Origin of the sequence: Embleya sp. NPDC059237 (genome assembly GCF_042754105.1) — a bacterium.
Taxonomy (GTDB): domain Bacteria; phylum Actinomycetota; class Actinomycetes; order Streptomycetales; family Streptomycetaceae; genus Embleya.
This window is the reverse complement of the sequence record NZ_JBHZAE010000003.1, coordinates 360,691-384,936: the sequence shown is the minus strand read 5'-3', so window position 1 is coordinate 384,936 and position 24,246 is coordinate 360,691. Positions and strand designations below refer to the sequence as shown.

The following is a 24,246-nucleotide window of genomic DNA, read 5'->3' as shown; positions in this document are numbered from 1 at the left end:
GCGATCCGGCCGCCTCGGGCAGTGCCCGGGGTGGCCGGCGCTCAGTTCGGCGGGTAGCGCCGGGTCCAGCTCGTGTCCCCCGCCTCGGGGCCGTGCAGCGTGGTGCCCTGGGTCATCTCCATCGCGAAGTCGTCGGCCAACTGCAGGATCGCGCCGCGGCCCTCGAGTTCGGCGACCAGGTCGGCGGGTAGCACGGTGTCGCCGTGCATGGCGCCGAGCAGGTTGCCGCAGATCGACCCGGTCGAGTCGCTGTCCCCGCCATGGTTGACCGCGAGCAGCAGTCCGGTGCGCATGTCGGGGGCCACCAGGGCGCAGTACAGCCCGATCGACAGCGCCTCCTCGGCGGTCCAGCCCTGGCCCAGCGCCTCGACCCGCTCGGGCGAGGGCACCCCGGCGCGGACCGCGGCGAGCGCCGCCTCGATCGCCCGCGCCGTCTCGGCGTGCTCCGGGCGCGACTTCACCAGCTCCAGGGCGATCCGTACGCCCTCCTCCAACGGCGCGCCCTGCATGACCGCGTGCACGATCACCGCGAACGCGCCCGCCGAGAGGTAGCCGGTGGGGTGTCCGTGGGTCAACACCGCGCATTCCACCGCGAGTTGGAAGACCAGCTCGGGCCGCCAGCCGACCAGCAGGCCGAACGGCGCGGAGCGCATGACCGCGCCGCAGCCCTTGGAGTCGGGGTTCTTGGGCCGCTCCAGCGTGCCCATCACGCTCTCGTCCTCCAGCCCGCGCAGGCACGCGGATCCGGGCGCGCGCGAGCTGTACAGCCACTCCTCGCGGACCAGCCAGCCCTCGTCCTTGCGCTCGTCGGGGCCCCATTCGCTCTGGGTGGCCTTCCAACGCAGGTAGGCGCCGTGCAGGTCGGTCGGCGGATGCCAGGCCCCGGTGTCCCGGCGCACGTGCGCGCGGATCAGCCCCTCCACCGTGAACAGGGTCATCTGCGTGTCGTCGGTGATCGCGCCGCGTCGGTGGTACGCCGTCACGTAGCCGGCGACCCCGTCGGATCCGTGCTGTTCACGGATTTCCGCGAGACTCAGGAACTCGATCCCCGCGCCGAGCGCGTCGCCGATCGCGCCACCGACGAGACAGCCCCGTACCCGTGCCCGAAAGTCCTGCAAACGGTCTCTGGACCACAGTGCGGCCATGTGTGTTCTCCCTCCCCCGAAGCCCCACCGCAGCGTACCGGCGCGGGCCCGCCGGGGGGTCGCACACGCATCCGAGAGCACCGCGGAAGGAGCGACGGGCCGGAGGGGAATGTCGCCCTCCGGCCCGCGCGGGCACGGGTGCCGCCGTCGTCAGTTGCTCAGGATCGGCAGCATGATCCGGTCGACGTCCTCGTCGTGGCGCCGGGCGATGGCCTGCCGCTCGGCGTCCACCTCGCCGTAGGTGGTGGTGCGCTGCCGGGCGCGGCGGCCGAGCGAGGCGGCCATCGCCTCCAGTTCGGCGATCGACTTCTTCGAGCCGTTGTCGGCGCCGGCCATCCGGGAGATGGTCTCCTCCATGAGCGTGCCGCCCATGTCGTTGGCGCCGCCTTCGAGCATCAGGTTGGTGCCCTCGACGCCGAGCTTGACCCAGCTGGTCTGGATGTTGTCGATCTTGCCGTGCAGCAGGATGCGGGCCATCGCGTGCACGGCCCGGTTGTCCCGCAGGGTCGGGCCGGGGCGGGCGATGCCGGCCAGGTACACCGGCGCGTTGGTGTGCACGAAGGGCAGCGTGACGAACTCGGTGAAGCCGCCGGTCTCGTCCTGGATCCGGCCGAGCAGGCGCAGGTGGCCGAGCCAGTGCGCGGGGGTGTCCACGTGGCCGTACATCATCGTCGAGGAGCTGCGGATGCCCAGTTCGTGCGCCGTCTTGACCACCTCGACCCAGGTCGCGGCGGGCAGCTTGCCCTTGGTCAGGATCCAGCGCACGTCGTCGTCCAGGATCTCGGCGGCGGTGCCGGGGATGGTGTCCAGGCCCGCCTCCTTGGCGGCGGTCAGCCAGTCGCGGATGGACATCCCGGTGCGGGTCGCGCCGTTGACCACCTCCATCGGCGAGAACGCGTGCACGTGCATGCCCGGGACCCGCTTCTTGACCTCGCGGGCGATGTCGAAGTAGGCGGTGCCGGGCAGGTCGGGGTGGATGCCGCCCTGCATGCAGACCTCGGTCGCGCCGACTGCCCACGCCTGTTCGGCCCGCTCGCCCACCTGGTCCAGGGAGAGGGTGTACGCGTCGGCGTCGGTGCGTCGCTGGGCGAACGCGCAGAACCGGCAGCCGGTGTAGCAGACGTTGGTGAAGTTGATGTTGCGGTTGACGATGTAGGTGATCTCGTCGCCGTTCACCTCGCGACGCAAGTCGTCGGCGATCCGGGCGAGTTCGTCCATCGCGGGGCCGTCGCAGTGGAACAGCGCGAGGGCTTGGTCGTCGGTCAGCCGGGTCGGGTCGGCGGCGGCCTGGGCCAATGCCTCGCGCACCTCCGAGTCGAGTCGGACCACCGACCCGGCGGGGCCGGCGGCGACCTGCTCGCGCAGCGCGTCCCAGTCGCCGTAGACGTTGTCGAAGTCGTCGCGCCGGTCGGTGCTGCGGCCGGTGGTGTCGATCGTCACGTGCAGGTCGGTGCGGCCGGACGCGGCGGCGAAGATGTCCTCGGGTTCCTGCCAGGGCAGGCCCTCGGGGTTGCGGCCCTCGATCGCGAGGCCGGTCTCCGGGTCGGACAGCGCGCGCACGTGCGGCAACACCCGGGGGTCCACCCACGGTTCGCCGCGCAGGATCACCTCGGGGTACACGTTCAGCCGCTCGTGCAGCGTGAAGCCCGCCTCGGCGGTGCGCGCCGCCAGGAGCTCGATCTGCGGCCAGGCGAGTTCGGGATTGACGTGGTCGGGCGTGAGCGGTGAGACCCCGCCCCAGTCGTCGATGCCGGCCGCGATCATCAGCGCGTACTCGTCGCCGATCAGGTTCGGCGGCGCCTGGATGCGCATCTTCGGCCCGAGCACGATCCGCGAGACGGCGATCGCGGCGGCCAACTCGACCAGGTCGGCGTCGGGGGTGCCGCGCATCGCGGTGTCCGGCTTGGCGCGGAAGTTCTGCAGGATGACTTCCTGGATCGAGCCGTACTGCCGGGCGATCCTGCGCATCGCGAAGATCGACTCGGCCCGCTCGGTCATCGTCTCGCCGATGCCGATCAGCAGGCCGGTGGTGAACGGCACGTTGGAACGCCCGGCGTCCTCCAACACCCGCAGCCGCACGGCCGGTTCCTTGTCGGGCGAGCCGTAGTGCGGGCCGGAGGGCTCGGACCACAGCCGGGTCGCGGTGGTCTCCAGCATCATCCCCATCGACGCGCTGACCGGCTTGAGCCGTTGGAAGTCGGTCCAGGAGAGCACCCCGGGGTTCAGGTGCGGCAGCAGTCCGGTCTCCTCCAGGACCCGGATCGACATCGCCCGCACATACGCGAGCGTGTCGTCGTATCCGTGCGCGTCCAGCCACTCGCGGGCCTCGGGCCAGCGGTCCTCGGGCCGGTCGCCGAGGGTGAACAGGGCTTCCTTGCAGCCGAGCGCGGCGCCGTCGCGGGCGATCTCGAGCACCTCGTCGGGGCTGAGGAACATCCCGTGGCCCTCGCGCCGGAGCTTGCCCGGGACGGTGACGAAGGTGCAGTAGTTGCAGCGGTCCCGACACAGCCGGGTGAGCGGGATGAACACCTTGCGGCTGTAGGTGATCACCCCGGTGCGGCCGACCGCCTCCAGGCCGGCGTCGCGCACACGCGCGGCCGAGGCGCACAGGTCGGCCAGATCGGCGTCGCGGGCGTGCAGGAGCACGGCCGCCTCGGAGACGTCGAGCATGACCCCGTCGCGGGCGCGTCGCAGCGCGCGCCGCATCGAACTCTCGGTGGGACGTCCCTCGTTGGGAGTCGGGGTCATGCGACACCTCGCTGTCGTCGCTGCTGCTCGGGTGATACCGGCGGCCCGAGGTGTGCCCCACCCCACCGCCGAACAGGGGCCGACCCGTACGCCGCCCCCGAAAGAACCAAGCGTAGGCGGCCCCGATCCATGCCCATCCCGACTCGTGTCGCACGTCACGTGGCGGGCGGCGTCCGCACCGACAGCGCGTCGACCGGGGCCGGCGCGGACCCATTCGGGTGGCCCCGGGGCAGCTCGGTCGTTGAACCATTCGAACCGGGCAGGGAACGAGCGTCTGCGGGAGGGTGTGGATGTCCGCGGCCGTGATCGACATCGGTATCGCCGACTACAGTGAATGGCGGGCCGGGTTCGCCCGCGTCACGCCGATCGGAAGGGAGCCCGCGATGCCGACCGCCGAGTCCGAATACGGCACGCCCGTCATGCCCCGCCCCGAGCGCACCATCGAGGGGCTGCGGCGGGCGATCACGCTGCTCGCTCCCCACTGGCTCCCGGAGATGGACCGCTCCCAACGCGAGGCCACCGCCACCGCACTGAGGATCAACCGCCTCGACCCCCTGCGGGCGTGGCTCCGCCACTGGGCCGCGGTCGTCGAGATCGAACGCCACCCCGATCTCGCGTTCCGTTACCACCGCGCCGAGCAGGTCGACACCATCAGCGACGATGCCGAGGTGCGCGCCCGAGGTGTTCGGGTCGCCGAAGACCTGATGCGCGCCGCGTACGCGGCAGTCGAGACGTGAGCTGGAGCTGGGAATACCACCCCGATGAGCAGACCGTCGTCGGCGGAGCTCCCGAGGCGTTCATCGCCTAGGTCGAAACCAGAGCCGAGGAAATCGTCAGAGCTGCCGAGGCGCTCTACCTCGACGGGGCGACGTACCAGGGACCAAATCCCCCGATGGGCACCGCCTATCCGGAAAGTGGCATGTTCCGCTACTTGATCGTCGTCCGTAGCGAAAGCGTCCTTGTGCTCCAGGTGACCTACCTGCCCGCCTGACCACCACGCCCGTCGTCTCCGGCCGTGGAGCGGCGGCGTACGGGAGGACCCCCGTACGCCGCCGGGTCTCGGGGCGGTCAGACCGAGACCGTGACCGTGTCCTTGCCGCTGCGAAGCAGGGTGCCGTTGGCGGCGCCGGTGGTTCGGCCGTCGCGGATGGTTTCGACGCCGTTGACGCGGACGCTGACCACGCCGGTGGACTCGCTCGTCAGACGCGGGCTGTCGCCGGGCAGGTCGTGCATCAGGCGGGCCGGGCCGGAGCCGACCGTGGCCGGGTCGAACAGGACCAGGTCGGCGTGGAAGCCCTCGGCGATCCGGCCGCGGTCCTTGAGGCCGAAGAGTTCGGCGGGCTCGGTGGTGAGCATCTGCACCGCGCGCTCCAGCGAGACCAGCTTGCGCCCGCGCAGCATGTCGCCGAGGAAGCGGGTGGTGTAGGTCGCGCCGCACATGCGGTCCAGGTGCGCGCCGGCGTCCGAGCCGCCCAGGATCACGTGCTCGTTGTCCCACACCTGCTGCCGCAGATCCCACGACGCCTGGTCGTTGTCGGTGGGCATCGGCCACAACACCGTGCGCAGGTCGTCGTTGATGCAGATCTCGATCAGCGTCCAGAAGTCGTCCTGGCCGCGCTCCTTGGCGATGTCGGCGACCACTCGGCCGGACAGGCCCTCGTTCGCCTCGGAGTAGGTGTCGCCGATCACGTAGCGGCCGAAGTCGGCCAGTCGGCGAAAGACGCCCGCCTCGGGGCTGTCCGCGTTGCGCAACATCTCCGCGCGCACGTCGGCGTCGCGCAGCTTGGCGATCCGCTCGGGCACCGGCAGGGACAGGATCGGGCCCCAGCCCGGGATCAGGTTGAGCGCGCAGTAGGTCAGGAACGACATGTTCATCGGGACCAGGACCGGCATCGTCAGGATCACGATCCGCCCGCCCGCCTCCTTGGCCTTCTCCGACGCGTAGATCTGGCGCGGCGCGCGGTCGGGCGCGGCCGAGTCGACGGTGAGCACGTTCCAGTTCATCGGGCGGCCGGCCGTGGTGGTCATCTTGACCAGCAGGTCGATCTCGTCGTCGGAGAACTTGTCCAGACAGCCGGCCACGATGACTTCCAGCTGGGTGCCCTCGTGCTTGCCGACCTCCTCGCACAGCGCCAGGATCTCGGCGGGCGTGGCGTGCCGCGAGGGCACCGGGTTGCCGTCGCCATCGGTGTGGTTGGACTGGCCGGTGGAGAAGCCGAGCGCGCCGGCCTCCATCGCCTTGCCCAGCTCTGCCACCATCGCCGCGACCTGCTCGGGCGTGGCCTCCTTGCCGACCGAGTCGGCGCCCATCACGTAGCGGCGGATCGCACAGTGGCCGGCCATGAAGCCCGCGTTCACCGCGATCCGGCCCTCCAGCTTGTCCAGGTACTGGGCGAAGGTCTCCCAGCTCCAGTCCACGCCGTTCTCCAGCGCGGGCAGCGCCATGCCCTCGACCTTGGCCATCATCCGGCGCGTGTAGTCGGCGTCCTCGGCCTTGAGCGGCGCGAGGGTGAAGCCGCAGTTGCCGCCGATGATCGTGGTCACGCCGTGGTTGACCGAGGGGGTGGCGTACGGGTCCCAGTGCAGTTGGGCGTCGTAGTGGGTGTGCGGGTCGACGAAGCCGGGGGCCAGGACCAGGCCCTCGGCGTTCTCGGTGCTCGCGGCTTCCTCGGTGATGCCGCCGGCGGGGGTGACCGCGACGATTCGGCCGTCCCTGATGCCCACGTCACCCAGGAAGGACGGCGCGCCCGTCCCGTCGACGACGGTGGCTCCGGTGATGACGTGGTCCAGCATGGCGAAGCTCCTCTGCCCTCGGTGTTGCTGCCCTCGGTGGTGCCTGCGCACGCGGCCGGCGCACGCCGTCCGCACGCGTGGTCCGGCCGCCCCACGAAGCTGATGGTACGTCAGATATTCGGGGTCGCCAGGGGTCCGCACGGGATGAGACGGGGCTCACCCGAGATATGCCGCAGCGGCATATCCCGAAGCTCCGAAATCGGCGTCAGAAGAGCTTCACGCCGGCCATCCAGCCGCCGTCGACGACGATGTGGGTGCCGGTCGTATAGGAACTGTCGGGACCGGTGAGGTACAGCGCCGCGGCGGCGATCTCGTCGGGTTCGCCGATGCGGGCCAGAGGTATGCCGCCGAAGACCTCGCTCACCGGGTCCGGCTCGCCCGGCGCGGGCGGGCGGGTGGGCAGGCCCTCGATGTCCCCCGGATTGGTCATCGGGGTCCGGACGCCGCCCGGGCAGATCGCGTTGACCCGGATGTGCGGGGCGGCCTCCAGGGCAGCCACCCGGGTCATCGCCAGGACCGCGCCCTTGGTCGAGGCGTACGCGACCAAGCCCTCCATGCCGGCCAGGCCCGCGTAGGAGGCGATGTTCACGATCGTGCCCGGGCCGCCGGCCGCGCGCATCGCGGGCAGCGCCGCCTTCATGCCCAGGAACGTGCCGAGTTGGTTCACCTCGACAATCCGCAGATATGCCTCCCGGGACATCTCCTCGATCGGCTCGAAGGCCAGGATCCCGGCGTTGTTGACCAGTCCGTCGAGCCGGCCGAACGCGGTGACGGCGCCCTCCACCGCCCGCCGCCAGTCGTCCTCGTTCGACACGTCCAGGTGCACGTAGCGCGCCGCGTCGCCGATCTCCTTCGCCGCCGCCTCGCCCGCCTCGTCCAGGATGTCGCCGAGGACCACCCGCGCGCCCTCGGCCGCGAACAGGCGGGCCTCCGCAACGCCCTGTCCGCGTGCCGCGCCGGTGATCAGGACCACCCTGCCGTCCAGCTTGCCCATGCGAAGACCTTTCGGAGAAGGGGGATGGTGCGTCAGGACAGGTGCGGAGCCACCTCGGCGGCGAACCGAGCGATCTGGTCGAGCAGTTCGGCCAGGTCCCGGCTGCGGAAGCGGACCTGGATCTGGTTCGCGCCCTGCTCGCCGTACCAGCGCAGCGACTCGGCGATCTTGTCCGCGCCACCGGTGAGGGTGTGTGCGCCGACGTCCCACCCGGCCTCGCCGACGTAGATCATCTCGGTGATCGCGCCGATGTCCAGGCGCTCGTCCGCGCGGCCGAACTCCTCGCGGTAGCGCCGCAGTTCGGCCAGCTGCGCCGGGTAGGTCCCGCGCGGGCTGCCCTGCGGCAGCCAGCCGTCGCCGTACTTGGCCACCCGCTTGAGCGCGGCGCCCGCCGAGCCGCCGATCCAGATCGGCGGACGGGGGGTCTGCACCGGACGCGGCCGGGCGCCCATGTCGTCCACCCGCCAGTGCTGCCCCGCGAAGGTCACGTATTCCTCGCGCAGCGCCAGGTCGAGCAGTTCCAGTGCCTCGTTCAGCGCCTTGCCCCGGGTCTTGAAGTCGACCCCGAGCATCTCGAACTCGGCCTCGACGTGGCCCGCGCCGGCGCCGACGATGGCGCGGCCCTTCGAGATCCGGTCCAGCGTGGCGAACGCCTTGGCGGACATCATCGGGTGCCGGTAGGCGAGCACCGACACGTGAGAGATCAGCCGGATCCGCTCGGTGACGCCGGCCAGCCAGCCGAGCGTGGTCATCGTGTCCCACCACTCGGTGCCCATCGCGCCGGCGTGGCTGCGCGGGATCGCGGTGTGGTCGCAGACCGCGATGTAGGCGAAGCCGGCCCGGTCGCAGGCCCGGGCGAGCGCGGCGAGTTCGTCGGGGCCGGCGCCGTCCTCCCAGGCTTCCGCGTACAGCCGGCTCTGCGACTGGATGGGCAGCTGCATGCCGACGTGCAGGGTGCCCGGGGGCAGGATCGCGGCCATGGGAGTGCCTCCGAAGGTGCGAGAGGAGTCGAGTGGGTCGAGTGGGGGCTCGGGGAAAGAGGTCGGGCGAGATCGACGGACATCGATGGACTGTGCCGAACGCGTGTCACATACTCCGATCTAACGGGTCGTCAGACAAGGCCGAAAGACCGCTCCAGGAGGAACCGGACCGTGATCAACACCACCGACCCGAGCATCGACGCGGCCGAGGAGCGCATGCGCCTGGAGGTCGACGAGGGCACGGGCATCGCGTCGTTGACCCTGTGCCGGCCGGAGAAGTTGAACGCGTGGAGCTGGGAGGCGACCCGGCAGTTGGGCATCATGGCCGACCGGATCCGCTTCGACGAGCGGATCCGGGTGGTGCTGCTGCGGGCCGAGGGGCGGGCGTTCTGCGCGGGCATCGACGTGACCGCGCCCGGCGGTGCGATCACCGGGCGCTCGGGGGCGGAGCGCACGCGCAACTACTACGAGGGTCTGCGCTGGGTACACGAGCGGTTTCGCGCCTTCGCGCGCCTGCCGCAGCCGGTGGTGGCCGCCGTCCAGGGCTACTGCCTGGGCTTCGGGTTCGAGTTGGCGCTGATGGCGGACATTCGGATCGCGGCGGACGACGCACGGTTCGCGCTGCCCGAGGCGCAGATCGGGGTCGCAGTGGACGCCGGCGGCGACATCCGCATCGCCCGCGAGGCCGGCGCCGGGTGGGCCAAGCTGCTGTCGCTGACCGGGCGACGGATCGACGCGGCGCTGGCCGCGCGGTTGAACCTGGTCCAGGAGGTGGTACCGACGGCAGACCTGGACCGGGCCGCACGGGCCGTGGCGGAGGAGATCGCGGCCAACGCACCCCTGGCGGTACAGGGCATCAAACGCAGCATCGACACCTTCGCCGACGCCAACCTGGACGCGGCCCTGGGCCTGACCGCGATGTCGGCGGCACTGACCCTGGTATCGGACGACTCGGTGGCGGGCTACGCGGCCAAGGCCGCCCGCCGGCCGGCGCAGTTCGAGGGGAAATAGGAGCCTGCGACGATCCGTTCGGGAAACCTCTTGTTGTCCGCTTTGAACCGAAGTATCCTAAAAGAAGCCTACGGGGCGAGCGAGGGAGCTTGACCGAACAGCGCCTTCGGAGCGGTTGGCCGAGGACGGATGGTCAGGCTGAGAGGCCCGAAAGTCGAATGGACCGGAAGGCGACCCCTAGCACCTGTTCGGACAATGCCGACGCAGGGAGCCCACCTCGTAGGTTTTTTCTGCGTGACGCTCGTGCTCGACCTCGGTCGACACGGGCGTCTTGTCGTTGCGCCGCCGGCCGCGCGGCCCGAAGGACCGGCGGCTCGGCGGCCTGGCGGCGCGGGGGGTTCAGCGGCGGGTCGCCTCTTCGGCCGCCCTGGCCCGCAGTTCGAACTTCAGAACCTTGCCGCCCGGGTTGCGGGGAAGTTCGGTGACGAATTCGACCGTGCGCGGCACCTTGTAGTTGGCCATCTCCCGGCGGCAGAACGTGATGATCTCGTCGGCGGTGACCTCGGCGCCGGGGCGCAGCAGCAGGTACGCCTTGCCGACCTCGCCCATGCGCGCGTCCGGGACGCCGACCACCGCGGCCTCCGAGATCGCCGGGTGCCCCGCCAGGACCGACTCGATCTCCGCCGGGTAGGCGTTGAACCCGCCGACGATGAACATGTCCTTGATCCGGTCGGTGATCCGCAGGTTGCCCTGCTCGTCCAGGACACCCACGTCGCCGGTGTGCAGCCAGCCGTCCGCGTCCACCGCCTTCGCGGTCTCCTCGACGTCCTCGAAGTAGCCCGTCATCACGTTGTATCCGCGCACCCACACCTCACCCGACTCGCCGACCGCCGTGGGCTTGCCGTCCGCGTCCACGGTGATCACCTCGACGCCCGGGATGGCCCGGCCCGAGGTGGACGAGATGGTCTCGGCGGAGTCGCCCTGGCGGCACATCGTGGCGGTGCCGCACGACTCGGTCAGTCCGTACGCGGTGAGCACCGAGTCGAAGCCCAGCTCCTCGGCCATCCGGGTGACCAGAGACAACGGCACTGCCGCCGCCCCGGTGACCGCGAGCCGCAGCGAGGACAGGTCGTAGCCGGTCGCCCCCTCCCGCGCCACCGCGTCCAGCAGCGAGGTGTAGATGGTCGGCGCGCCCGGCAACACGGTGACCTTCTCCTGCTGGATCAGCGCCATCGTGGCATCCGCGTCGAAGACCGCCTGCGGGATCAGCGTGGCGCCCTTGATCAGGCTCGCGATGATCCCGGCCTTGTACCCGAAGGTATGGAAGAAGGGGCTGACCACGAGATACCGGTCGCCCTCGGTGACCCCGACCACCGACGCCCAGGTATCGAACACCCGCAACGTCTGGGCCTGCGTGGTCATCACACCCTTGGGCGCACCGGTGGTGCCGGAGGTGAAGATGATGTCGCCGGTGTCGTCCGGGGCCACGCTCGCCTTGCGGGCGTCCACCTCGGATGCGGTGATTCGGTCGCCGCCGGCCAGGAAGTCGGCCCAGGACACGCAGTCGTCCGGCGCGGTGTCCGCGAGTACGACCACCCGGCCCAGGTCCGGCAGCTCCGCGAACGGTCGGCCCTCGGCGGCGCCGCCCGCCGCCTGGCGCAACATCCCGACATAGGACGCGCCGAGGAAGGTGCCCGAGACGAACAGCAGCCTGGCGTGCGTCTTGGCCAGCACGTACTTGGCCTCGGCGCCCTTGTACCGGGTGTTCATCGGCACCACGACGCCGCCGGCGGTGAGCGCGCCGAGCGCGGCCACCATCCAGTCCAGCGAGTTCGGCGCCCACACGCCGACCCGGTCGCCCTTGCCGACGCCGGCCGCGATGGCGGCGGCCGCGGCGCGCCGGACGCGGTCCCGCAGTTCGGTATAGGTGACCCGTACATTGCCGTCCACCACGGCCTCACGGTCACCGAAGCGGTCCGCCGCACTGTCGACGAGAGCAGGAATGCTGCCCCACTCGAGGTCCCCTTGCATGATCGCTCCCGGAGAGGCCAGAGGTTGATTGAACCTGACGGTACGTCAGATCATGGCGGCGAGGGAAGCGGCATCGCGGCGATCGAGACGCACACCACCGCGAAGCGGTGGCGACCGATGATTGAGGGCTGAGCTATGCGCAAGTTCGAGACGCTGGGCTACGAGCAGGAGAACGGCGTCGCGTGGGTGACGTTGAACCGCCCCGACCGGCACAACGCGTTCGACATCACCATGATCGACGAGTTGCACACGTTGTGGCGGGACCTGCGGCACGACGACGACGTGCGCTGCGTGGTGCTCACCGGCGCGGGCGAGAAGGCGTTCTGTACGGGCATCGACCGCGGCGTGGACATCCCGCAGCCGTCGTCGCCGTACATGATGGACGACCCGATGCTCCGGGTCGGCCCGAAGTTCTCCGACCTGTGGAAGCCGGTGATCGTCGCGGTCAATGGGATGGCCTGCGGCGGCGCGTTCTACCTGCTGGGCGAGTGCGAGTTCGCGATCGCGGCGGAGGGGGCGACGTTCTTCGACCCGCACACCACCTACGGCATGGTCTCCGGGTTCGAGTCGATGCACCTGGCGCAGCGCATGCCGCTCGGCGAGGTCATGCGGCTGACCCTCCTCGGCAACGCCGAGCGGATGAGCGCCCAGCGGGCGTACGAGACGGGCCTGGTCTCGCAGGTGGTCCCCGCCGCGGACCTGCTCGACACCGCCCGCTGGGCCGCCGAGACCATCGCGTCCTATCCCCCACACGGCGTCCAGGGCTCGATCCGCGCGATCTGGGCGGCCCGCGACCTCACCCGCGCCCAGGCCCTGACCATGGCCCCGCACCTGATCGAACTGGGCAACCTGGACTGGTCCGAGCAGGCGGGCCTGTTCCAGGGCCGCAGCAAGGAGTTCCGGGTGCGCTGAGGCGGTCCCCGGGTGCGCTCAGGCGGCGCTCGGGGGTGCCGGCGCCCCCGAGCACACGAATGCCCCCGATTCGCCAGGGAACCGGGGGCGTTCGCGCGTGACGACGGCCGCCTGATGCGTCGTCAGTCCAACGGGGTAGGTCAGAACGCGGGTGTGGGCGGGGCCGGCGCGTCGCCGAGCAGGTCCGCCGCGATCCGGTCGCGATGTACGCCCGCGTCGCCCCACGCGGTGCCCAGTGCCCAGGCGCGCTTCATGAACAGTTGCAGGTCGTGTTCGTCGGTGTAGCCGATCGCGCCGTGCACCTGGAGGCAGTTGCGGGCCGCGAGGTCGGCCGCCTCGCCCGCGTAGATCTTCGCCATCGACACGTCGCGGCCCGCCGAGGGCAGGTCGCGGGCCAGCGAGTAGGCGGCGCGCAGCACCACCGGGCGGGCGAACTCCAGCTTGATCAGCACGTTGGCCAGGTGGTGCTGGACCGACTGGTGCGAGCCGATCGGCACACCGCGCTGGACCCGCTGCTTGGCGTACTCGACGGTGGTGTCCAGCATCCGCCGGGTCAGGCCGAGCAGTTGCGCCGCGGCGCCGAGCGCGCCCCGGTCCGCCGCCCGGGCCAGCGCGCGCTGTGTGCCCGAGGCCACCAGGGTGCGCGCGGTGGGCACGAAGTCGACCGTGAACAGCTTGCGGCTGCGATCGACCGAGCGCTGCGCGGTCAGCACGCAGTCGGCCGGCGTCGCCACGTGCAGGTCGCCGTCGGCCAGGCCGATCACCAGGACGTCGGCAGCCGCCGCCTCGACCGCGAAGCGCTGTCCCGGCAGCAGCACGGAGGCCGCCGCCCGACCGGCCGCGATCTCGGCCAACCACCCGGCGTCGGGCGCGAACTCGGCCAGCAGGCCGGCCGCGACCGCGGATTCCAGCAGCGGTTCGGGCAGTGCGGCCCGGCCGGCCTCGACCAGCACGGCGGCCAGTTCCTCGTCGCCCATGCCCAGGCCGTCGTGCTCCTCCGGGACCACGATGCCGGTCACGCCGACCTTGGCGAGTTCGACCCAGCGCGCGGAGATCGCGGTGTCGGCGGCCCACGCGGCGCGCACGTCCGCCGTGGTGCACCGGTCGGCGAGGAAGTCGCGGACCGTGTCGCGGAACAGTTCCTGGTCTTCGGTGTATGCGAGGCGCATCGTCGGGACCCTTCTACTTCGCTCGGGGCAGGCCGAGGATGCGCTCGGCGATCGTGTTGCGCTGGATCTCGTTGGTGCCGGCGTAGATCGGCCCGCCGAGCGCGAACAGGAAGCCGTCCAGCCAGCCGCCGTCGCCGTCGTCCAGCTCGCCCGCCTCGCCGAGCAGGCGCAGCGCGGTCGCGTGCAGCTCGACGTCCATCTCGGACCAGAAGACCTTGTTGATCGAGGAGTCGGCGCCGATCGCACCGCCCGCCTGGAGCTTGGTGACCGTGCCGAAGGTGAACAGCCGGTACGCGTCCGCGTCCATCCAGGCCCGCACCACCGCGTCCCGCTCGGCCGGGCGCGGGTCGCGCTTGTACAGCTCGATCAGCCGGTTCGCGGGGGCCACGAAGCGGCCCGGGCTGCGCAGGTTGAGGCCGCGCTCGCTGCCGGTGGTGGCGATCATGATCTTCCAGCCCTCGTCCACCCCACCGAGCACGTCGGCGTCGGGGACGAAAACGTCGTCCAGGAAGACCTCGGCGAAGCCCGGCTCGCCGTCCAGCTGCGGGATCGGCCGCACCGTCACGCCCTCGGCGGCGAGGTCGACCATGAAGTAGGTCAGGCCGCGGTGGCGCTGCGCCTGGGGATCGGTGCGGAACAGGCCGAACAGGCGGTGTCCGTAGGTGCCGCGCGAGCTCCAGATCTTCTGGCCGCTGAGCCGCCAGCCGCCGCGCTGCTCGTCCCGCTCCGCGCGCGAGCGCACGTTGGCCAGGTCGGAGCCGGCCTCGGGCTCGGACCAGCCCTGGACCCAGATCTCCTCGCCGGCGGCCATCGCGGGCAGGTAGCGGTCCTGCTGCTCCCGGGTGCCGAACTCGAAGAGGGTCGGGGCGAACAGGAAGATGCCGTTCTGGCTGACCCGGCCGGGGGCGCCGGCGCGGTAGTACTCCTCCTCGAAGATCAGCCACTCGGTCAGACCCGCCTCACGGCCGCCGTACTCCCGGGGCCAGGACACCACCGCCCAGCGCGCGTCGAAGAGCTTGCGCTCCCACGCGCGGTGGGCCATGAAGCCCTCGCGGGTGTCCATCGACGGCAGTGGCTCGGCGGGCACGTTGGCGGTCAGCCACGCGCGCGCCTCCCGGCGGAACTCCTGCTCCTGCTCGGTGAATTCGAGATCCACTGGGCGACTCCCTCGACGGGTGTGAGACCGAGGACACACAGGTCGAAACCCGGTCGGACACGGGTAGCATAACTGACGGGTCGTCAGGTTAGCTGCTGTACGCGGTGTGGCGACAGCGTGCGCGGCGTGTGATCGGACACGCGGACCGAGGCGGTCGGCCGCGGAAACAACGAGGATCAAAGGAGGCCCCAGTGGCCGAGGCATACATCGTCGACGCGGTCCGTACGCCGGTCGGTCGCAAGAAGGGCGGCCTGTCCGGGGTGCATCCGGCCGACCTGGGCGCGCACGCGCTCACCGCGCTGGTCGAGCGCAGCGGCATCGACCCGGACGTGGTCGAGGACGTGGTCTTCGGCTGTGTGGACACCATCGGCCCGCAGGCGGGCGACATCGCCCGTACCGCGTGGCTCGCCGCCGGCTACAGCGAGGCGGTGCCCGGGGTCACCATCGACCGGCAGTGCGGCTCCTCGCAGCAGGCGATCCACTTCGCCGCGCAGGGTGTGCTGTCCGGCTCCCAGGACGTGGTGATCGCCGGCGGTGTGCAGAACATGAACCAGATCCCCATCGGCGCGGCGATGACCTCGGCGAAGCCGCTCGGATTCACCGACCCGTTCTCCGGCTCCAAGGGCTGGGCGGCGCGCTACGGGGACGAGCCCGTCGACCAGTTCCACGGCGCCGAGCTGATCGCGAAGCGGTGGGACATCTCCCGCGAGGAGATGGAGCACTTCGCGCTCGCGTCGCACGAGCGGGCGATCCACGCGATCGACAACGGGTGGTTCGAGAAGGAGATCGCGCCGATCGACGTGGACGGCACCGTGGTCGCGGTCGACGAGCCGCCGCGCCGGGGCACCACCTTGGAGAAGATGGCGGAGCTGAAGGTGCTGGTGGAGGGGGGCCGGATGACCGCCGCCGTCGCGTCGCAGATCTCCGACGGGGCGGCGGCGCTGCTGATCGTCTCGGAGCGGGCGCTGCAGCGCTACGGCCTCACCCCGCGTGCCCGAATCCACCACATGAGCGTGCGCGGCGCGTCCCCGATCGAGATGTTGTCCGCACCGATCCCGGCCACGGAGTACGCCTTCGCCAAATGCGGCCTGGGCATCGACGACATCGACGCGGTCGAGATCAACGAGGCGTTCGCGCCGGTGGTGCTGTCCTGGATGAAGGACATCAAGGCCCCGCACGAGAAGGTCAACCCCAACGGCGGCGCGATCGCCCTCGGCCACCCGCTCGGCGCCACAGGCGCCCGCCTGATGACCACTCTGCTGCACCACCTGGAGCGCACCGGAGGCCGCTACGGCCTGCAGACCATGTGCGAGGGCGGCGGCCAGGCCAACGTCACCATCATCGAACGCCTGGGCTGACCCATCCGCGCGCTTCGACGCACACGCAAAGGAGCGCGGCCACCGGGGGGAACGGTGGCCGCGCTCGCTGGGGAGAGGTGCCGGCTCAGAATTGGCGCTGGTATCCCTGGCGTTCGTACGCCGGGTACCGGGTCGCCTGCTGCGGGGCGTGGGCGTGGACCCGCGGGACGCGGCTGGGCCACCAGTTGGCGCGGCCCAGGATGGTCATCAGCGAGGGCAGGATCACGATCCGGACCACGATCGCGTCGATCAGGACCGCGGCGGCCAGGCCGACGCCCATCTGCTTCATGTCAAGCATGCTCAGCGTGCCGAAGACCCCGAAGACCGAGACCATCACGATCGCCGCGCTGGTGATCACGCCGGCCGAGCTGGTGATGCCGCGCTCGACCGCCGCCTTGGTGGACATCCCCTGCATGGCCGCCTCGCGGATCCGGCTGACCACGAAGACGTGGTAGTCCATCGACAGGCCGAACAGGACCACGAACAGGAACAGCGGCAGCCAGGAGATGATCGCGCCGCTGGAGTGGAAGTCCAGGTACTTCTCGGCCCAGGTGTGCTGGAAGACCACGACCAGGAAGCCGAAGGACGCCAGCGCGGAGAGCAGGTTGATCGCGATCGCGGTGAGCGCGACCACCACCGAGCGGAACGTCACCGACATCATCACGAAGGTCAGCAGCAGCACGAAGCCGATCACCAGCGGCAGCTTGTCCTGCACGTGGTCGGCGAAGTCCTTGTTCAGCGCCGTCTCGCCGGAGACCGCGAACTCCGCTCCCGCCACGGTGCCGACGGTATTCGGCAGCACGGTGTCCCGCAGTTGCCTCAGCGCCGTCTTGGCTTCCTTCGAGCTGGAGATGTGCGGCACGATCACGTCGGCCTTGAACGCGCGGCCGTCCTGGGAGACCAGCACCTCGACCGGGTCCTTGGCGAACAGCGGGTTGGTGCGGGTCTGCGCGATCGCCTTGTCCAGCGCGGCGCGGGTCTCCTTCTCCTTGCCGGCCGGGGCGAGGGCGATCAGGTTGTACGGGCTGTGCTTGCTCGGGTAGGCGTCGGTCATCCGGTCGTAGGTCTGCATCGTGGCCATCGAGCGGGGGAAGTCGTCGTCGGAGGTGTTCTGCAGCTTCATGTCGAAGGTCGGCAGGGCCAGCGCGCCGAGGGCGATCACCGACACGAGCAGAGTGGTCTTGGGGTGGTTCAGCGCCGGGCGCAGCATGGCCTTCCACACGCGCGGCTCGCGGTCCGCGCGGGCGGTCAGCCGCCACAGGATCGGTACCCGGGGCCGGTCGATCTTGTTGCCCAGCTTGGCGAGCAGCGCGGGCAGCACGGTGAGCGAGCCGACCATGGCGACCGCGACCACGATGATGCCGCCGGTGGCCAGGCTGGAGAAGATCGCGTCGTCGGCGATGTACATGCCGGCCATCGAGACGATCACCGCGATCGCGGAGACCACCACGGCGTGTCCGGAGGTGGCGGCGGCGATCTCGATCGCATCGATCCGGCCGCGGCCCTTGGCCCGCTCCTCACGCTCGCGCTTGACGTAGAAGAGCGAGTAGTCGACGCCGACCGCCATGCCCATCATCAGGATGATGCTGGACACGGTGCCCGCGTCGGGCACGAGCGTGGAGGCGAGGCCGTACAGACCGATCGAGGCACCCACCGCGGAGATGGCCAGCAGCACCGGCACCGCGGCGGCGATCATCGCGCCGAACGCGACCATCAGGATGACCAACGTGATCGGCAGGCTGAACAGTTCGGCCTTGCCGAGGTCCTCGGCGATCTGGTCCTGGATGCCCTTGCCGAGCGAGGCGTCACCGATCTCCTCGACCCGCAGGTCGGGGTGTTCCTTCTGGACGCTCGCCGTCGCCTTCAGCAACGGGTCGATGTGGTCCTTGGCCTTCTCGGCGTCACCCTTCATGGTGAGCGGCACAAGGAGCGCCTTGCCGTTCGTGGCCGGGATCGGCTCGGAGACCTCGGCGACCTCGGGCAGTGCCTTCAGCTTGGTGGTGACCTCGGCCGCGATCTTGTTCGCCGCGGTCCGGTCCAGCGCGCCGCTCTTCGCGGTGATCAGCACGTTCTCGCTCGCCGCGCCGTCCAGGCCGTACTGCTTGGCGATCGCGTCGGCCCGGCCGGACTGGCCGGTGCGCATGTCGGCCTTGGTGGTCTTCTCGGTACCCGCCGCGCCGCCGACGACCAGGCAGATGGCGACGAACGCGATCCACATGGTGATCGCCCGCCACGGGTGGGTGGCGCTCCATCGTGCGACGCGAACGGTCGCCGGCTGCTTGGCCATTGTCAGGTCCCCTCTTGAATGCGCTCTGCTTCCCGCTGACAGTTCGAGTCTGTCGGCGGACAGGTCGCGGAACACTGCGCCGGGACCCCGAGCAGGGGTGGGTCCAGACCCACCCCCAAACCGGTGAGGGGCGTCGGCGGGGCGGGGTCGTTTCCGGCGAACTCGGCCCAATACGGCCGGACATGCCGCCGGCACCGCCCACGAGGGGCGGTGCCGGCGGGGGTTTGCGCGACGTCGGGTCAGACCCGGGCGGCCTCCAGGTCGTACAGGATCCCGCTCGCCTGCGCGGTGATCCGGTCGATCAACTCCGCGCACGAGGGCAGGTCTTCAATGACCCCGACCACCTGGCCGGAGGCCATCACGCCCAGGTCCGGTCGGCCGTCCACCATCGCGGCCTTGAGCAACATCGGCGTGTTGGCCGCCATCAGCACCTGCGGCCAGCTCAACCCCTGCGACTTCTTCATCGCCAGGCCCTCGCGGGCCATGTCGGTGAGTTTGGCGCCGCTGAGCTTGCGGAACCGCAGCGCGTTGGCGATCGAGCGCGGATAGCGGGCGAGCACCGAGCGCTGTTCGAGCCGCTTGACGAAGTCGGTGGCCAGCACCCGGTGCGGGACGCCGTCCACCTCTTTGGACACCACCGTGCCGTTGACGTCCGTGGCGAGGTAGACGTCCTTGACCGCGTTGCCCACGGGGCTGTCCGAGGTGAGCAGGAAGCGGGTGCCCATCGCGATCGCGTCGGCGCCGTACGCGAGCGCCGCGACCAGGCCGCGCCCGTCGAAGAAGCCGCCGGCCGCGATCACCGTGACGTCGCTGCCCCGGAGCACGTCGGTGACCTGCGGCAGGAGCAGCGTGGTCGGGATCGAGCCGGTGTGGCCGCCGCCCTCGCCGCCCTGCACGATCACCCCGTCGACGCCCCACTCGGCGACCTTCTGCGCGTGCCGTTTGGCCCCGATCGAGGGCACCACCAGCATGCCGAGGTCGTGCGCCCGTGCGATCAGGTCCTTCTTCGGCGCCTGCGCGAACGACGCGACCTTGATGCCCTCGCGGCCCATCAGGTCGATCCGCTCGGCCGCGTCCGGCGCGTCCGCGCGCAGGTTGACCGCGAACGGCTTGGCGGTGCGCTTCTTCACCGCCGCGATCGCCGCGACCAACTCCTCGTAGGTCATCGTGGCCGAGGCCAGGATGCCCAGACCGCCCGCCTCGGCGGTGGCCGCCACCAGGCTCGGGTAGGACACGTAGCCCATGCCGGTCTGCACGATCGGATACTCGACGCCGAACTTCGCGGTGAAGCCGTTGCGCAGCGCCGGGTGCAGGCCGGCGTCCGTCCCGCTCACCCCGTCCGCCCCGCTCACGCCGGCACCTCGCGCAAGCGCATCCCGCGCGGGTCCAACACCTCGCGCACGATCCGCAGTTCCTCGTCCGAGGGCACCCGCGAGGTGGGCACCTCGGCCGGGACCACCAGTTCGAAGCCGGTCGCCGCGACCACCTCGTCGACGCTCACCCCGGGGTGCACCGACCGCAGCCGCATGACCTTGGCGTCGGTCTCGAAGTCGAGCACGCACAGGTTGGTGACGACCCGTCGGATCTCGTGGAAACGACCCGCCGAACCCGTCGCCGCGGCCCGGTCGTAGCCGACGCAGGAGACCATGTCCACCTTCGGCGTGAGCACCCGCGCCGAGTGTTTGGGGATCCAGTAACTGGTGGTGTGGTTGATCGTGTTGCCCGGTCCGCCGCGCGAGCCGAGCACCTGACGCTTGGGCTTGGCCCAGTCGCCGATCGCGGAGATGTTGGCGTTGCCGTGCGCGTCGATCTGCACCGGGCCCATCATCACGTGCCGGCGCCCGGAGGCGAGCACGTCGAGCACCTGGCGGTACGGGATCCAGCCGACCACGGCGAACTCGTCGGGCTTGGCGCCCAGTCGGGCGTCGCCCTCGAAGAAGTACGACTCGCCGTTGGACAACATCAGGTCCGGCTCGAAAGTGGCGCGGGCAAGGCGGGCGCCGATGGTGGGGATGGTGCCCATCGGGCTGCCGATGATCTCGCCGTCGCCGCGGAAGCAGTCCGCAACGGCGGCCACGCACACGTCGGCGCGCGTCGCCTCGGTCAGGGTGTCGGTGCTCACTTGGCGTTCTCCTTCGCGAACTCCGCGACGGCGGCCTGATACGCCGCTTCGCTCTCGACCTTCAGGAAGCGCTGCTCGAAAGCGGCCCACGCCTCGGGGTCGGCGGCGGCCGTCGCGTACGCCTTCTGGAACGCCTCGTCGCGGCCGTACTCCGGCGGGCACTCGGTGAAGTGCGCCCCGTTCGGCGCCTCGACCACGCCGTGCGTCATGTAGCGGTGCACGGTCAGGGTGTGAACGCAGCCCGCCGCCTTGAGCAGTTCCTCGCTCGGCACCACGCGCTCCGCCGAGACGTACGCCTTTTCCGCCGCCAGGCAGAACAGGTCGTCCATGAACTGGTCCGGGCCGGTCAGCGCGGCGTTGCCGCGCTCGTCGGCGACGTTGGCGTGGATCAGCGCGACGTCCAGGTTCAGCGCCGGCATCGCGACCAACGTCTCGTCGCCGTACGGCGATTCGATCGTCTTCAGGTGCGGCGAGACGGTGAGGATGTCCGAGCCCAGGCCCGCGCGGGTGGGCAGGAACGGCAGTCGCTGCGCGGCGGCGCGCAACCCGGTGAGGAACATGCCCTCGTCGTACTCGACCGCCTCGACCAGGCCGTTCTCCCGGACGTGCCGGAAGTTGGGCTCCAGCGGGATCGAGTCGAGCGAGACGAACGCGTAGACGAGCTTGCGCGCCTTGCCGGCGCGGGCGAGCAGTCCGACGTCGGGACCGCCGTAGGAGACGAGGGTCAGGTCCTTGAGGTCGGATCGCAGGATCGCCCGGACCAGGGCCATCGGCTTGCGCCGCGACCCCCACCCGCCGATCCCGACGGTCATTCCGTCGGAGAGTTGTGCGACGACCTGATCGGGCGTCATGCGCTTGTCGGCCATGGATGGTTGCTCCCGTCTTGGATGCGAGGTCCGCGTCACTTCGAGGTGTCCGCTTCGCGGCCCTCGGTGAAGGCGTCGCGCAGTTCGTCCGACACGCCGGTCAGGTTCAGCTCGAACGTGAAGCCCTGCTCGTAGCGGTACGAGCGCTTGACGTCGACCGGGTCGATGCCGTTCAGCGACGCCTTCGCGGCGCGGATCACGGTCGGGCTCTTGGCCGCGATCGTGCGGGCCACCTCGAACGCGGTCTCGACCAGCTTGTCCCGGTCGACCAGCTTGTAGATGGAGCCGTACGCGTGCAGTTCGGCCGCCGGGGCGTTCTCCGACGTGTAGACCATCTGCCGCATGCGGTGCTGCGGGACGAGCCGGGCCAGGTGGGTGGCCGCGCCGAGCGCGCCGCGGTCCACCTCGGGCAGGCCGAAGAACGCGTCGTGCGAGGCGATCACGATGTCCGCGTTGCCGACCAGGCCGATGCCGCCGCCGACGCAGAATCCGTGCACGGCGGCGATCACCGGCACCTCGCAGTCGTACACCGCCGCGAACGCGTCGTAGCAGCCCTTGTTGGCCCCCACGAGCGCGTCGAAGCCCTCGGTGTTGGACATCTCCTTGATGTCGACGCCGGCGTTGAAGCCGCGTCCCTCGGCCCGGAGCACCACGACCCGGACCTGCCGGTCGCGGCTCGCCTCGCGGAGCCGGTCCGCGAGTTCGAACCAGCCGGCGACGGTGAGCGCGTTGACGGGGGGTGCGTCGAGCACCACCTCGGCGATGCCCTCACGCACCTCGTAACGGATAGCCATGGCAACCAGATCCATTCGGCCGCGTGCGTCGGATCGGCCGGTCATGCGCCCGGTACCGGCGGGTGCGGCCGACGCGGCCGTCCGGTCGTGAGAGGCACATCACCACCCGATCTGACTGATCGTCAGATTTCTGCCACCATAGTTGACCCCGAGCGACCCACGCCAGACGAACCGAGCGTGGCGCCCACGACACCGCAGACCTCCGGGAGCCGCCATGACCTCCGCCACCGACCCGCTCGACATGGGCGGACGCGTCGTCCTCGTCACCGGTGGCGGCAAGGGCATCGGACGGGGCATCAGCGAACGTTTCCTGGCCGCGGGCGCCGACGTGGTGGTGTGTTCGCGCCAGGCACCGGACACGCTGCCGAGCGTCGGCGGGCGCAGCGCGGTGTTCACTCCGGCCGACGTGCGCGACCCCGACACCGCGTTCGCGGCGGTGGCGTTCACCGAGGAACGGTTCGGCCGGCTCGACGTACTGGTGAACAACGCGGGCGGCGCGCCGCAGACCGACGCGGCCACCGCGTCGCCGCGATTCTCCCGCGCGATCATCGAGCTGAACCTGCTCGGCCCGCTGTATTTCGCCCAAGCCGCCCACCGCTTGATGCACCGTCAGGAAACCGGCGGGGTGATCGTGAACATCTCCAGCGTGAGCGGCGTACGCCCCTCGCCGGGCACCGCGGCCTATGGCGCGGCCAAGGCCGGGATGAATTCGCTCACCCGCTCGCTCGCGGTCGAGTGGGCGCCGAAGATCCGCCTCAACTCGGTGATCGTGGGCCTGGTCCGGACCGAACAGGCCCACCTGCACTACGGGGACGAGGCCGGCGTACAGCGCGTCGCGGACACCATCCCGCTGGGACGGATGGCCGATCCGAGCGATGTGGCGGACGTATGTCTGTTCCTCGCGTCGCCGATGTCACGGTACGTCAGCGGAGCGGAACTGCTCATGCACGGCGGCGGGGAAATGCCCGCTTTCCTCCGTGCGGCGGACAGCGGTACGGATCATGCGCCCGTAAACTGACGGCATGACAGGACAAGTTCGCACCGTCGACGGCCGCGTCGCCGGGCGACGCGGACAGGCGACGCGGCAAAAGCTGCTCGACTGCCTCCGCGAGATGCTCGACACGTCTCCGTACCGGGACGTCAAGGTCATCGACGTCGCCCGTATGGCAGGCACCTCTCCCGCCACCTTCTACCAGTACTTCCAGGATGTCGAGAGCGCGATCCTGGAGATCGCCAACGACATGGCCAAGGACGGCCAGCGGCTGAAGACCCTCGCCGAGGACCAGAGCTGGGCGGGCAAGGGCGGCTACGCCGCCGCCGAGGCCCTGGCCGACGGATTCCTGGAGTTCTGGCGGGACTACGAGCCGATCCTGCGCGTCGTCGACCTCGCGTCGGCCGAGGGCGACAAGCGGTTCTACAAGGTGCGCCAGAAGATCCTCACGGCGGTCACCGGCTCGCTCACCGAGGCGATCGAGAACATGCAGGCCAAGGGCAAGGTCGGCGAGGAGGTGCACGCCAACGCCATGGCGGGCACGCTGGTCGCCATGCTGGCGGCGGTGGCCGGCCACCAGAAGGGCTTCGAATCCTGGAACATCAAGATGAAGGACGTCCGCCCGGCACTCTCCACGCTGGTCTACATGGGCGTCACAGGAAAGAAGCCCCCCACGCGGTAACCCCACGTACCCTCAACCGCCGGACGGGCTGACACCGGCCCGCCCGGCGCTCGAGAACAACCGAGACCAAGCAACCCCAGCCAGTCCCCGGCGCCTGAGGACGACAGCCCCAACCGCAACCCACGACCCCAAGCCGGCCAAACCCAGCCCGTCCAGCGCTTGAGGACCACCGAGTTCAACCACAACCCTCGGACCCGAACCGAGCAAAAACCCAGCCCGTCCGGCGCCTGAGGACAACCGGGTTCAACCACAGCCCACGGACCCGAC

Annotated in this window: 19 protein-coding genes; 6 read left to right on the top strand and 13 right to left on the bottom strand. The window is 70.6% G+C overall.

Features of this window, described 5'->3' with window-relative positions:
• Window positions 1-41 precede the first annotated feature (41 nt).
• Both ACFXKZ_RS12335 and ACFXKZ_RS12330 read right to left on the bottom strand, forming a co-directional pair.
• Complete coding sequence (locus ACFXKZ_RS12335; RefSeq protein WP_379999294.1) at window positions 42-1,145, bottom strand: ADP-ribosylglycohydrolase family protein; 1,104 nt, start codon at window positions 1,143-1,145, stop codon at window positions 42-44.
• 150 nt (window positions 1,146-1,295) lie between these two features.
• Entirely contained in the window at window positions 1,296-3,893 is a 2,598-nt protein-coding gene (locus tag ACFXKZ_RS12330; RefSeq protein WP_379999292.1) for a bifunctional FO biosynthesis protein CofGH, read from the bottom strand.
• A gap of 290 nt (window positions 3,894-4,183) precedes the next feature.
• Here ACFXKZ_RS12330 and ACFXKZ_RS12325 point away from each other — a divergent pair, with 290 nt between their 5' ends.
• Window positions 4,184-4,630 (top strand): hypothetical protein, encoded by a 447-nt coding sequence (locus ACFXKZ_RS12325; RefSeq protein ID WP_379999290.1) that lies wholly within the window; start codon window positions 4,184-4,186, stop codon window positions 4,628-4,630.
• Between the two features lie 331 nt (window positions 4,631-4,961).
• Here ACFXKZ_RS12325 and ACFXKZ_RS12320 read toward each other — a convergent pair whose 3' ends face one another.
• From ACFXKZ_RS12320 to ACFXKZ_RS12310, 3 genes are all read right to left on the bottom strand, one after another.
• On the bottom strand, window positions 4,962-6,737 hold the full coding sequence (locus ACFXKZ_RS12320; RefSeq protein WP_379999288.1) for an amidohydrolase family protein: 1,776 nt from the start codon (window positions 6,735-6,737) through the stop codon (window positions 4,962-4,964).
• A 154-nt stretch (window positions 6,738-6,891) separates the two neighbouring features.
• On the bottom strand, window positions 6,892-7,680 hold the full coding sequence (locus tag ACFXKZ_RS12315) for a glucose 1-dehydrogenase (protein ID WP_379999286.1): 789 nt from the start codon (window positions 7,678-7,680) through the stop codon (window positions 6,892-6,894).
• A gap of 32 nt (window positions 7,681-7,712) precedes the next feature.
• The gene (locus ACFXKZ_RS12310; protein WP_379999284.1) at window positions 7,713-8,660 is read right to left on the bottom strand and encodes a TIGR03619 family F420-dependent LLM class oxidoreductase; all 948 of its coding nucleotides are present in this window, start codon (window positions 8,658-8,660) and stop codon (window positions 7,713-7,715) included.
• Window positions 8,661-8,831: 171 nt separating this feature from the next.
• Here ACFXKZ_RS12310 and ACFXKZ_RS12305 point away from each other — a divergent pair, with 171 nt between their 5' ends.
• The gene (locus ACFXKZ_RS12305) at window positions 8,832-9,671 is read left to right on the top strand and encodes an enoyl-CoA hydratase/isomerase family protein (RefSeq protein ID WP_379999282.1); all 840 of its coding nucleotides are present in this window, start codon (window positions 8,832-8,834) and stop codon (window positions 9,669-9,671) included.
• A gap of 339 nt (window positions 9,672-10,010) precedes the next feature.
• Here the strand turns inward: ACFXKZ_RS12305 and ACFXKZ_RS12300 are convergent, their stop codons facing one another.
• Window positions 10,011-11,642 (bottom strand): FadD3 family acyl-CoA ligase, encoded by a 1,632-nt coding sequence (locus ACFXKZ_RS12300; protein ID WP_379999280.1) that lies wholly within the window; start codon window positions 11,640-11,642, stop codon window positions 10,011-10,013.
• Window positions 11,643-11,777: 135 nt separating this feature from the next.
• Between ACFXKZ_RS12300 and ACFXKZ_RS12295 the strand changes: the two genes are divergently transcribed.
• The gene (locus tag ACFXKZ_RS12295) at window positions 11,778-12,554 is read left to right on the top strand and encodes an enoyl-CoA hydratase/isomerase family protein (protein WP_379999278.1); all 777 of its coding nucleotides are present in this window, start codon (window positions 11,778-11,780) and stop codon (window positions 12,552-12,554) included.
• A gap of 140 nt (window positions 12,555-12,694) precedes the next feature.
• On the opposite strand, the gene ACFXKZ_RS12290 is transcribed toward ACFXKZ_RS12295, so the two are convergent.
• Both ACFXKZ_RS12290 and ACFXKZ_RS12285 read right to left on the bottom strand, forming a co-directional pair.
• Complete coding sequence (locus tag ACFXKZ_RS12290; RefSeq protein ID WP_379999276.1) at window positions 12,695-13,723, bottom strand: acyl-CoA dehydrogenase family protein; 1,029 nt, start codon at window positions 13,721-13,723, stop codon at window positions 12,695-12,697.
• A 13-nt stretch (window positions 13,724-13,736) separates the two neighbouring features.
• Window positions 13,737-14,879 (bottom strand): acyl-CoA dehydrogenase family protein, encoded by a 1,143-nt coding sequence (locus ACFXKZ_RS12285; RefSeq protein WP_379999274.1) that lies wholly within the window; start codon window positions 14,877-14,879, stop codon window positions 13,737-13,739.
• Window positions 14,880-15,070: 191 nt separating this feature from the next.
• On the opposite strand from ACFXKZ_RS12285, the gene ACFXKZ_RS12280 reads away from it, so the two are divergent.
• Complete coding sequence (locus ACFXKZ_RS12280; RefSeq protein WP_379999272.1) at window positions 15,071-16,237, top strand: acetyl-CoA C-acetyltransferase; 1,167 nt, start codon at window positions 15,071-15,073, stop codon at window positions 16,235-16,237.
• Window positions 16,238-16,322: 85 nt separating this feature from the next.
• On the opposite strand, the gene ACFXKZ_RS12275 is transcribed toward ACFXKZ_RS12280, so the two are convergent.
• From ACFXKZ_RS12275 to ACFXKZ_RS12255, 5 genes are all read right to left on the bottom strand, one after another.
• Entirely contained in the window at window positions 16,323-18,524 is a 2,202-nt protein-coding gene (locus tag ACFXKZ_RS12275) for an MMPL family transporter (RefSeq protein WP_379999270.1), read from the bottom strand.
• A gap of 239 nt (window positions 18,525-18,763) precedes the next feature.
• Window positions 18,764-19,876 carry an NAD(P)H-dependent flavin oxidoreductase gene (locus ACFXKZ_RS12270; RefSeq protein ID WP_379999268.1) on the bottom strand — a complete coding sequence of 371 codons (1,113 nt, stop codon included), beginning with the start codon at window positions 19,874-19,876 and terminating at the stop codon, window positions 18,764-18,766.
• Window positions 19,873-20,646, bottom strand: coding sequence for a CoA-transferase subunit beta (locus tag ACFXKZ_RS12265; RefSeq protein WP_379999266.1), 774 nt, complete (start codon window positions 20,644-20,646; stop codon window positions 19,873-19,875). The genes ACFXKZ_RS12270 and ACFXKZ_RS12265 overlap by 4 nt, the downstream gene beginning before the upstream one ends.
• Window positions 20,643-21,512, bottom strand: coding sequence for a CoA transferase subunit A (locus tag ACFXKZ_RS12260; RefSeq protein WP_379999264.1), 870 nt, complete (start codon window positions 21,510-21,512; stop codon window positions 20,643-20,645). The genes ACFXKZ_RS12265 and ACFXKZ_RS12260 overlap by 4 nt, the downstream gene beginning before the upstream one ends.
• Before the next feature lie 35 nt (window positions 21,513-21,547).
• Complete coding sequence (locus ACFXKZ_RS12255) at window positions 21,548-22,306, bottom strand: enoyl-CoA hydratase family protein (RefSeq protein WP_379999262.1); 759 nt, start codon at window positions 22,304-22,306, stop codon at window positions 21,548-21,550.
• A gap of 214 nt (window positions 22,307-22,520) precedes the next feature.
• Between ACFXKZ_RS12255 and ACFXKZ_RS12250 the strand changes: the two genes are divergently transcribed.
• Together ACFXKZ_RS12250 and ACFXKZ_RS12245 are read left to right on the top strand one after the other, a co-directional pair.
• The gene (locus tag ACFXKZ_RS12250) at window positions 22,521-23,324 is read left to right on the top strand and encodes an SDR family oxidoreductase (RefSeq protein WP_379999260.1); all 804 of its coding nucleotides are present in this window, start codon (window positions 22,521-22,523) and stop codon (window positions 23,322-23,324) included.
• A gap of 4 nt (window positions 23,325-23,328) precedes the next feature.
• Window positions 23,329-23,979: a TetR/AcrR family transcriptional regulator gene (locus ACFXKZ_RS12245; protein WP_078976670.1), complete on the top strand. Its 651-nt coding sequence runs from the start codon at window positions 23,329-23,331 to the stop codon at window positions 23,977-23,979.
• Window positions 23,980-24,246 lie beyond the last annotated feature (267 nt).

Bases quoted from the DNA above. Each gene is read 5' to 3' on its own strand.
- ACFXKZ_RS12335 (WP_379999294.1), bottom strand. From the start codon at position 1,145: ATGGCCGCACTGTGGTCCAGAGACCGTTTGCAGGACTTTCGGGCACGG.
- ACFXKZ_RS12330 (WP_379999292.1), bottom strand. From the start codon at position 3,893: ATGACCCCGACTCCCAACGAGGGACGTCCCACCGAGAGTTCGATGCGG.
- ACFXKZ_RS12325 (WP_379999290.1), top strand. From the start codon at position 4,184: ATGTCCGCGGCCGTGATCGACATCGGTATCGCCGACTACAGTGAATGG.
- ACFXKZ_RS12315 (WP_379999286.1), bottom strand. From the start codon at position 7,680: ATGGGCAAGCTGGACGGCAGGGTGGTCCTGATCACCGGCGCGGCACGC.
- ACFXKZ_RS12310 (WP_379999284.1), bottom strand. From the start codon at position 8,660: ATGGCCGCGATCCTGCCCCCGGGCACCCTGCACGTCGGCATGCAGCTG.
- ACFXKZ_RS12300 (WP_379999280.1), bottom strand. From the start codon at position 11,642: ATGCAAGGGGACCTCGAGTGGGGCAGCATTCCTGCTCTCGTCGACAGT.
- ACFXKZ_RS12295 (WP_379999278.1), top strand. From the start codon at position 11,778: ATGCGCAAGTTCGAGACGCTGGGCTACGAGCAGGAGAACGGCGTCGCG.
- ACFXKZ_RS12290 (WP_379999276.1), bottom strand. From the start codon at position 13,723: ATGCGCCTCGCATACACCGAAGACCAGGAACTGTTCCGCGACACGGTC.
- ACFXKZ_RS12275 (WP_379999270.1), bottom strand. From the start codon at position 18,524: ATGGCCAAGCAGCCGGCGACCGTTCGCGTCGCACGATGGAGCGCCACC.
- ACFXKZ_RS12260 (WP_379999264.1), bottom strand. From the start codon at position 21,512: ATGGCCGACAAGCGCATGACGCCCGATCAGGTCGTCGCACAACTCTCC.
- ACFXKZ_RS12255 (WP_379999262.1), bottom strand. From the start codon at position 22,306: ATGGCTATCCGTTACGAGGTGCGTGAGGGCATCGCCGAGGTGGTGCTC.
- ACFXKZ_RS12250 (WP_379999260.1), top strand. From the start codon at position 22,521: ATGACCTCCGCCACCGACCCGCTCGACATGGGCGGACGCGTCGTCCTC.
- ACFXKZ_RS12245 (WP_078976670.1), top strand. From the start codon at position 23,329: ATGACAGGACAAGTTCGCACCGTCGACGGCCGCGTCGCCGGGCGACGC.